Genomic DNA, 6472 nt, shown 5'->3' on the forward strand with positions numbered 1-6472 from the left:
GAGGCGGAAGCGCCAGAACTCGTCGACCGTGGGCAGCGCCGGGCGCTTGACGGCCAGGAAGATCGCCGCCGGCACAGCGGCGATGGCAAAACGCAGCGCGCCGAGCTCCAGCGGCTGGAAGGCCTCGAGGCCTGCACGGATCGCCGGGAAGGCGGAGGCCCAGCCGACCACTGTGAGCGCGACCGCGATGGCCGCCGTGGTGTCCATTCGCTGTGTCTGATTCAACGTACCGGCATAGGCGGTCATCGCTATATCCTCGTTGCTTGGCTCCATGAGGCTAGAAGACCGCATCAACCGTCGATTGACAAACGACCAATTCGAGGGTCACCTGTGAGCATGGATCACAGCTCGAACCAGTTACTCCCGTTGGAGACCTTGCGCGCTTTCGATGCTGCGGCGCGAACGGGGAGCTTTTCGGCGGCGGCCGAGAGGCTGAACCTCACCCATGGCGCCATCAGCCGGCAGATCGCCAAGCTGGAGGACTGGCTGGGGCTGAAAGTGTTCGAGCGCAACGCGCGCGGCGTGACGCTGACCAATGAGGGCAACCGGCTGCATCTGAGAACCACCGAGGCCTTCGCGCTGATCTCGGTCAATTCCGACCGCTGGGTGGAGCCGCGCGGCACCGCGGTGGTGCGGCTGGCCTCGATCCCCTCGGTCAGCGGCCTGTGGCTGATGCCGCGCATGGCGGCGCTCGAGAATAGCCCGACCCGGCTGCGCATCGTGCTCGATGTCGACAACCGCCAGGCGGACCTCGCCGACGAAGGCATCGACCTTTCGGTGCGTTGCGGGCGCGGTCGCATTCCCGGCCGGGTCTCGGTGCAGCTGTTCGAGGAGTACATCTTCCCGATCGCCTCGCCGGAACTGGCGGGGGAAATAGGGCACGGCAACCCTGCCCGGCTGCTCAAGTTCCCGCTGATCAACGATTCCGACGCATCCGCCTGGCGCGCCTGGCTCGCGGCGCAGGATATCGACTACCGCCCTCGTCCGCAGGATCGACGCTTCGAAGATTACAATCTGGTGCTCGACGCTGCGGCGCACGGGTTGGGCATCGCGCTGGCGCGGCCGCCACTGACGCAGGCGCAACTCAAGACGGGCCGGATCGTCGCCGTCGATGACCGCACCGCGCTCAATCCGGTGTCCTACTGGCTCGACCGGCCCGTCGGCCGCCCGCGCGCCGCCGCGGCAGACCTTGCGCGGCGCATTGCGGCACAGGCAGGCCTTGCGACTGAAAAACTCGAAGCCTTCCTGCAGGACGACGCGTAGAGCCGGTCAGACCCGGTCAGCGAAGCAGCAACAGCGCGATGGTGGTGATCGTCGCCGAGAGCAGCGCCGTTAAGATCGACATCATCCACAGCGGCGGTTGGGTGGGTTCCGACGATCGAGCGTTGCCAGGTCGGACGGCCGCGCCACGTGGCCTGGGCGCGTTGGAATTGGCCGCAACCAGCACAGAAGAGGAAACCGCGATCGTCGACACCGGCAATGACGGTGGCGCCGTGGTCCTCGCCATGCTGTCGGCGATTGGCGGCTGGAGTGAGGTCAGGCGGCGCGGACCCTGTTCGGCTTCCGCGGCCGGCCTGCCGGCCGGAACACCGGCCGGGCTAAGATCTGCATCCGGTTCAATGACCGCCCGGTAGGCATCCTCGATCTGGTCGGAAGACAGGTGTTGGGTCGGGTGAGCGGGAGGCCTCGCCAACGAGCCGTTCAAGGCCTGCGCGGCGAGCTGCGCCGAAGACGCGGCCGACGGCGCCGGCGGCTGGACGAGCGCCTTGACCAGCGCGGTGGTCGCCGGATCGGCCTTGGCCGATGGCACCGGCTGCGGCGTCAGCGCCTGCTTCAGCAGCGACGTCAGGCGGGTGGAGGAAATGTCCATGCCGGCTCCCAGCAACCATTATGCTGTTGGAGCGATACTCCACGAGCATTGCGTCAAGCTTGACCTTGCCTGCGATTTGTGGCGATTGAATCCCATGAACCCAAGCGTCATTTCATGATGAACCGTTTTGAAGGCCCGGGCGGCAAGGAAGCCCGCATCCGCTATCTCGACGGCGACTTCCAGGTCACCAGTCCGGGCGCGTTCGTGCGGTGCGCCGTGACCGGCGAGAGCATTCCGCTGGACGAGCTCAAATACTGGAGCGTCGCCCGGCAGGAGCCTTACGCCAACGCCACTGCCTCGCTGCGCCGCGAGATCGAGATGCACCCGGAAATGCGCAGCCGGGGATAGCACGTCTCACCGCCGCAGCTTGCGCTGCCGCCACGCATCAAGCGTCTCGTCGATGATGCGCTCGGGCACGTGGTCGAGCTCGAACACAGCGTCGATCTCCAGTACCTCGAGTTGATCCAGGAACTCTTGCGACGCGCCATGACGCAGCCGGGCCGCGTCCTTGGCCGTGGTGACGAGGCGAAGACCGTCGCGCTTCGCTGTCGCCGCCAGTTCGGCAAGCTCGTCCTCGGCATAGAAATGGTGGTCCGGGAAGGATTTGGCGAGCACGACGTCGCCGCCGGCCTGGCGCAGCGTGCCGAAGAATTTCTCGGGATGGCCGATGCCGGCAAAGGCGAGGAAGCGCTTGCCGGCGAAGCGTTCACGGGCGCGAGGCTCGGTATGCGCCTCGAAGATCGGCCGGCCGGCGCGCGCCGCTTGGCGCACCACCGGATCGGCCGCCGTCCCCTCGCCCATCTTGAGCAGTGCGCTGGTGAAGACCAGTTGGTCGACGATGTTTGCCCTCAACGGTCCGCCGGGGATGACGCGGCCATTGCCGATGCCGTAGCGCGTGTCGACGACGACCAGCGCGAAGTCGATATGAAGGCGCGCGCTTTGGAAGCCATCGTCCATGATGAGGAAGTCGCAACCGAGCTTTTCCATCAGCAACCGGGCGCCGGCAGCACGGTTCGGCGTCACCGCCACCGGCGCATGCTCGGCCAGAAGCAGCGGCTCGTCGCCGACATGCCTGGCGGCGTCGTGATGCAGATCGACGATATGCGGCTCACCAAAAGAGCCGCCATGGCCGCGCGACAGGAAGCCGGGACTGAGCTGCATGCGCTTGGCTTGCCTCGCCAGTGCGATCGCCACCGGAGTCTTGCCGCTGCCGCCGACGGTGAAGTTGCCGACGCACAGCACCGGCGCCTCGACCTTTTCGCGCGGCGCATGCCGCATCCGGCGGCCGGCCAGGAGCGCGTAGGCCGCCGACAGCGGCGACAGCGCCAGAACGCGCCAGTCCGGTTCTTCCCACCAGAAGGGCGGTGCTTCGGAGGTCACGCTACCTCCCGTTGGCGCCCTTCAGGCGCGACTTCACGATCAGGGGCTGGATATAAGGCTCCAGCGACTTCAGCGTGCGCGCCAGCGCGCCGCGCATCTCGTCGACGGTGGCGGCGCCGGCCGCCATCATCTCGTGGCGCGCCACCTCGTTGCTCAGCAGGAAGTTGACGGCGCCGGCCAGCATGTCGCGATCGCGCACCAGCTTGGCGCCGCCACTGTCGAGCAGGCGCTGATAGGCCTCGCGGAAATTCTGCACGTTGCGGCCGGCAAGCACCGCCGTCTCCAGCATCGCCGGCTCGAGCGGGTTCTGGCCGCCCTCGGAGGTCAGCGAGCGGCCAACGAAGGCGATTTCCGTCAGCCTGAGATAGAGACCCATCTCGCCGATCGTGTCGCCGAGCAGGATGTCGGTATCGGCCGTGATCCTGTCGCCCTTGCTGCGGCGGGCGAGCTTCAGGCCCATGCCGGAAATCTGCGCGGAGAGCGCCTCGGCGCGATCGGGATGGCGCGGCACGATAATGGTGAGCAGCCCAGGGTGGCGCCGATGCAAGGTGGCGTGCACTTCGGCCGCCACGACCTCCTCTCCGTCATGGGTCGAGATCGCCGCCCAGGTCGGCCGCTCGCCGATCTGCCGCCTCAGCGAGGCGAGCGCCCGTTCGTCGACCGGCGGCGGGGCGGTATCCACCTTGAGGTTCCCCGACACCGTGACCGGCCGGGCACCGAGCGTGCGGAAGCGCTCGCCGTCGACATCCGACTGGGCAACGACATGGGCAAGGTTCTCGAATAGCGCCTCGGCGATGTTGGCGCGCTTCTTCCAGGACGAGAAGGAACGGTCGGACAGCCTGCCATTGACCAGCACCTGCGGCACGCGGCGGGCGCCGAGCTCCAGCATGGTCATCGGCCAGATCTCCGATTCGGCGATGATCGCGAGGTCGGGCCGCCAATGGTCGAGGAAGCGGCTGACTGCGGGTTTCAGGTCGAGCGGCACGTATTGGTGGATGATGCGGTCGCCAAGCCGCTCGTCGACGACCTGCGCGGAGGTGACCGTGCCGGTGGTGAGCACGATGTTGACGCCGTAGTCGAGGATGCTCTCGACCAGCGGCACGACTGCGAGGGTCTCGCCGACGCTGGCCGCGTGGATCCAGATCATCGGCCCTTCAGGGCGTGGACGGCCGGCGACGCCATAGCGCTCGCGCCGGCGCACGCGGTCCTCCTTGCCCCTGGACGTGCGCCAGGCGACGTAAGGACCGATCAGCGGATAGGCGGCGGCGCCCGCGTAGCGGTAGGCCGACAGCATGGTGCGCGCCCAGCGCCCGCTCATTTCAGGCCGTCCACGAGGCGATAAACCTCGGTCGTTGCCGCGTTGATCGCGGCGGTGACTTCCTGGCGCTTGCGTTCCATCTCGGCGTCGTCGGCATCGGCCGGCACGAATACCGGCGGCCCAACGATAACCGCTGAGCGGCCGAAAGGCAGGTTAATGGTGGTTTTGTCCCAGCTTTTTTCAAGCACCTTGCGGCGGCTGGTGGCGATCGCCGAAGGCAGGATCGGCCGGCCGGACAGTCGCGCCAGAAGCACGATGCCCATTCCGGCGTCGCGCGGCGTGCCGTGCGGGATGTCGGCGATCATGGCCACGTTCTTGCCGGTGCTAAGCGATTTCTTCAGGGCAATCAAAGCCTTGGCTCCACCCTTGTCGAGATGCCTTGAACTGTCGCGCCCCCCCGAGCCGCGCACCGCCTCGATGCCGAACTTCTCAAGCATCAGCGCGTTGAGCTCGGCGTCGGCGCTGCGCGAGACCATGGCGACCAACGGCCTGCCCTTGGGATAATACGCAGGCGTCAGCAGATGCTGGCCGTGCCAGAGCGCGATGATGCCGGGCTCCAGATGCGCGTAGGCGCCGCCGGCGACCTGAGTCGACCCCTTGACCAGCGGGCTGGTCAGGCGAACCAGACGGACGAAATTGGCGAACAGGCCGGCGATGAAGTTCTTGACGAATCGCGATTGGGCCAGCGGCTCGCGGATCCGGCGCCAGAGCGTGCGGGTCGTGCCGCCGCGCCGCACCGCGGGGCTGGTGACCGGCCCTTTCACCGCTTCATGCTCCATCGGTCTCAACCGGCGGCCCTGCTGTCCGGATCGAGCAGCCGGTGCAGGTGAACGACGAAATAGCGCATGTGGGCATTGTCGACGCTGGCCTGCGCCTTGGCTTTCCATGCCGCGTGCGCGGATTGATAGTCCGGATAGATGCCGACGATGTCGAGCCCATCGAGGTCGCGGAATTCGGTTCCGCCCAGCTTTTTCAGCTCGCCGCCGAACACCAGGTGCAAAAGCTGCTTCTTTCCGTCTTCCACGGCCATGTCGGTCCTTCACATATCGTGAGTTTGCAAAGGTCTAGACCAAAGCCGCCGACTTTGGAACCTTTGATGATGGTTCAACTCTCCAGCCCGGCGATGACGCCGGCAAGCACGTCGAGCAAGGCGCCGCTGCCGGCGGCCAGCGCGCCGTGGTGAATCACCGAGCCGGCATACCGTGGCGGGCGGCCGTGCCGGTCGAGCAAGGCGCCGCCGGCCTCGCGCAGGATGAGGTCGGCGGCGGCGATGTCCCAGTCGTGCGCGTTGGGCTTGACGAAGGTGGCGTCGAGCTTGCCTGCGGCGATCATCGCCAGGCGGTAGGCCAGCGAAGGAATGTAGGGCGTGCGATGCAGCCGGCCCTGCCAGGCTTCCGGCAACAGGTCGACCAGCGGCTTCGGCCCGCCGATATCCACGGTGTCCGCCAACGCCCGCACGCGGATCGACTCGCCGTTCAGGAAGGCGCCTTCGCCGGGCAGCGCCCAATAGGTCTCGTGCTTGGCCGGGCATTCGAGGACGCCGGCGAGTGTTACGCCGTTTTCCACGACCGCGACGCTGACGCACCAGGAATGCAGGCCATCGAGAAAACCGCGCGTACCGTCGATCGGATCGACAACGAAGGTGCGGCGCGCGGCGAGCCTGGCGTGGTCGTCGGCGGTTTCCTCCGACAGCCAGCCATAGTCCGGCCGCGCCTTGAGCAAGGTCTCGCGCAGATAGGCATCTGCCGCATGGTCGGCCTCGCTGACCGGCGAGGTGCCGCCCTTCATCCAGACTTGCGGGCTGTTGCCGAAATAGCGCATGGCGATCGCGCCTGCCTCGCGGGCGGCGTCACGCAGCAGGGCGAGGTCCCCGCGCGCTCCGGCCAGGATGAGCGGGTCACGCG

General features: G+C 67.2%; 9 protein-coding genes. 2 read left to right on the forward strand and 7 right to left on the reverse strand.

The genetic code is table 11. The annotated features are described in order from the left end of the window. Positions 1–246, reverse strand: a 246-nt coding sequence (locus EN742_RS19800; RefSeq protein WP_348632865.1) for an EamA family transporter, incomplete at its 3' end; no start/stop codon positions are given. A gap of 90 nt (positions 247–336) precedes the next feature. Here EN742_RS19800 and EN742_RS19805 point away from each other — a divergent pair. After that, positions 337–1263, forward strand: coding sequence for a LysR family transcriptional regulator (locus EN742_RS19805; protein WP_127407533.1), 927 nt, complete (start codon positions 337–339; stop codon positions 1261–1263). Between the two features lie 16 nt (positions 1264–1279). Here EN742_RS19805 and EN742_RS19810 read toward each other — a convergent pair whose 3' ends face one another. Continuing rightward, a complete protein-coding gene (locus EN742_RS19810; RefSeq protein WP_128333177.1) occupies positions 1280–1870 on the reverse strand; it encodes a hypothetical protein in 591 nt (196 codons plus the stop codon). Between the two features lie 114 nt (positions 1871–1984). Here EN742_RS19810 and EN742_RS19815 point away from each other — a divergent pair, with 114 nt between their 5' ends. After that, complete coding sequence (locus tag EN742_RS19815; protein ID WP_126055071.1) at positions 1985–2218, forward strand: DUF2093 domain-containing protein; 234 nt, start codon at positions 1985–1987, stop codon at positions 2216–2218. A gap of 6 nt (positions 2219–2224) precedes the next feature. Here EN742_RS19815 and lpxK read toward each other — a convergent pair whose 3' ends face one another. The 5 genes from lpxK to EN742_RS19840 all read right to left on the reverse strand — a co-directional run bounded on the left by lpxK (position 2225) and on the right by EN742_RS19840 (position 6458). Then, a complete protein-coding gene (gene lpxK / locus EN742_RS19820) occupies positions 2225–3250 on the reverse strand; it encodes a tetraacyldisaccharide 4'-kinase (RefSeq protein ID WP_126055072.1) in 1026 nt (341 codons plus the stop codon). Between the two features lies 1 nt (position 3251). Beyond that, positions 3252–4568, reverse strand: a complete 1317-nt coding sequence (waaA, locus tag EN742_RS19825) for a lipid IV(A) 3-deoxy-D-manno-octulosonic acid transferase (protein ID WP_128333178.1) — start codon at positions 4566–4568, stop codon at positions 3252–3254. Continuing rightward, on the reverse strand, positions 4565–5347 hold the full coding sequence (locus EN742_RS19830; protein WP_126055074.1) for a lysophospholipid acyltransferase family protein: 783 nt from the start codon (positions 5345–5347) through the stop codon (positions 4565–4567). The genes waaA and EN742_RS19830 overlap by 4 nt, the downstream gene beginning before the upstream one ends. A gap of 5 nt (positions 5348–5352) precedes the next feature. Next, positions 5353–5598: a DUF4170 domain-containing protein gene (locus tag EN742_RS19835; RefSeq protein WP_126055075.1), complete on the reverse strand. Its 246-nt coding sequence runs from the start codon at positions 5596–5598 to the stop codon at positions 5353–5355. A gap of 74 nt (positions 5599–5672) precedes the next feature. Next, the gene (locus tag EN742_RS19840) at positions 5673–6458 is read right to left on the reverse strand and encodes a 3'(2'),5'-bisphosphate nucleotidase CysQ (RefSeq protein WP_128333179.1); all 786 of its coding nucleotides are present in this window, start codon (positions 6456–6458) and stop codon (positions 5673–5675) included. Positions 6459–6472: the final 14 nt, after the last annotated feature.

Source organism: Mesorhizobium sp. M4A.F.Ca.ET.020.02.1.1 (genome assembly GCF_004022645.1).
Taxonomy (GTDB): Bacteria; Pseudomonadota; Alphaproteobacteria; order Rhizobiales; family Rhizobiaceae; genus Mesorhizobium.

Excerpts from the sequence above, each read along its gene's own strand:
- EN742_RS19830 (WP_126055074.1), bottom strand. The coding sequence starts at position 5,347 with ATGGAGCATGAAGCGGTGAAAGGGCCGGTCACCAGCCCCGCGGTGCGG.
- waaA (WP_128333178.1), bottom strand. The coding sequence starts at position 4,568 with ATGAGCGGGCGCTGGGCGCGCACCATGCTGTCGGCCTACCGCTACGCG.
- EN742_RS19835 (WP_126055075.1), bottom strand. The coding sequence starts at position 5,598 with ATGGCCGTGGAAGACGGAAAGAAGCAGCTTTTGCACCTGGTGTTCGGC.
- EN742_RS19810 (WP_128333177.1), bottom strand. The coding sequence starts at position 1,870 with ATGGACATTTCCTCCACCCGCCTGACGTCGCTGCTGAAGCAGGCGCTG.
- EN742_RS19805 (WP_127407533.1), top strand. The coding sequence starts at position 337 with ATGGATCACAGCTCGAACCAGTTACTCCCGTTGGAGACCTTGCGCGCT.
- EN742_RS19815 (WP_126055071.1), top strand. The coding sequence starts at position 1,985 with ATGATGAACCGTTTTGAAGGCCCGGGCGGCAAGGAAGCCCGCATCCGC.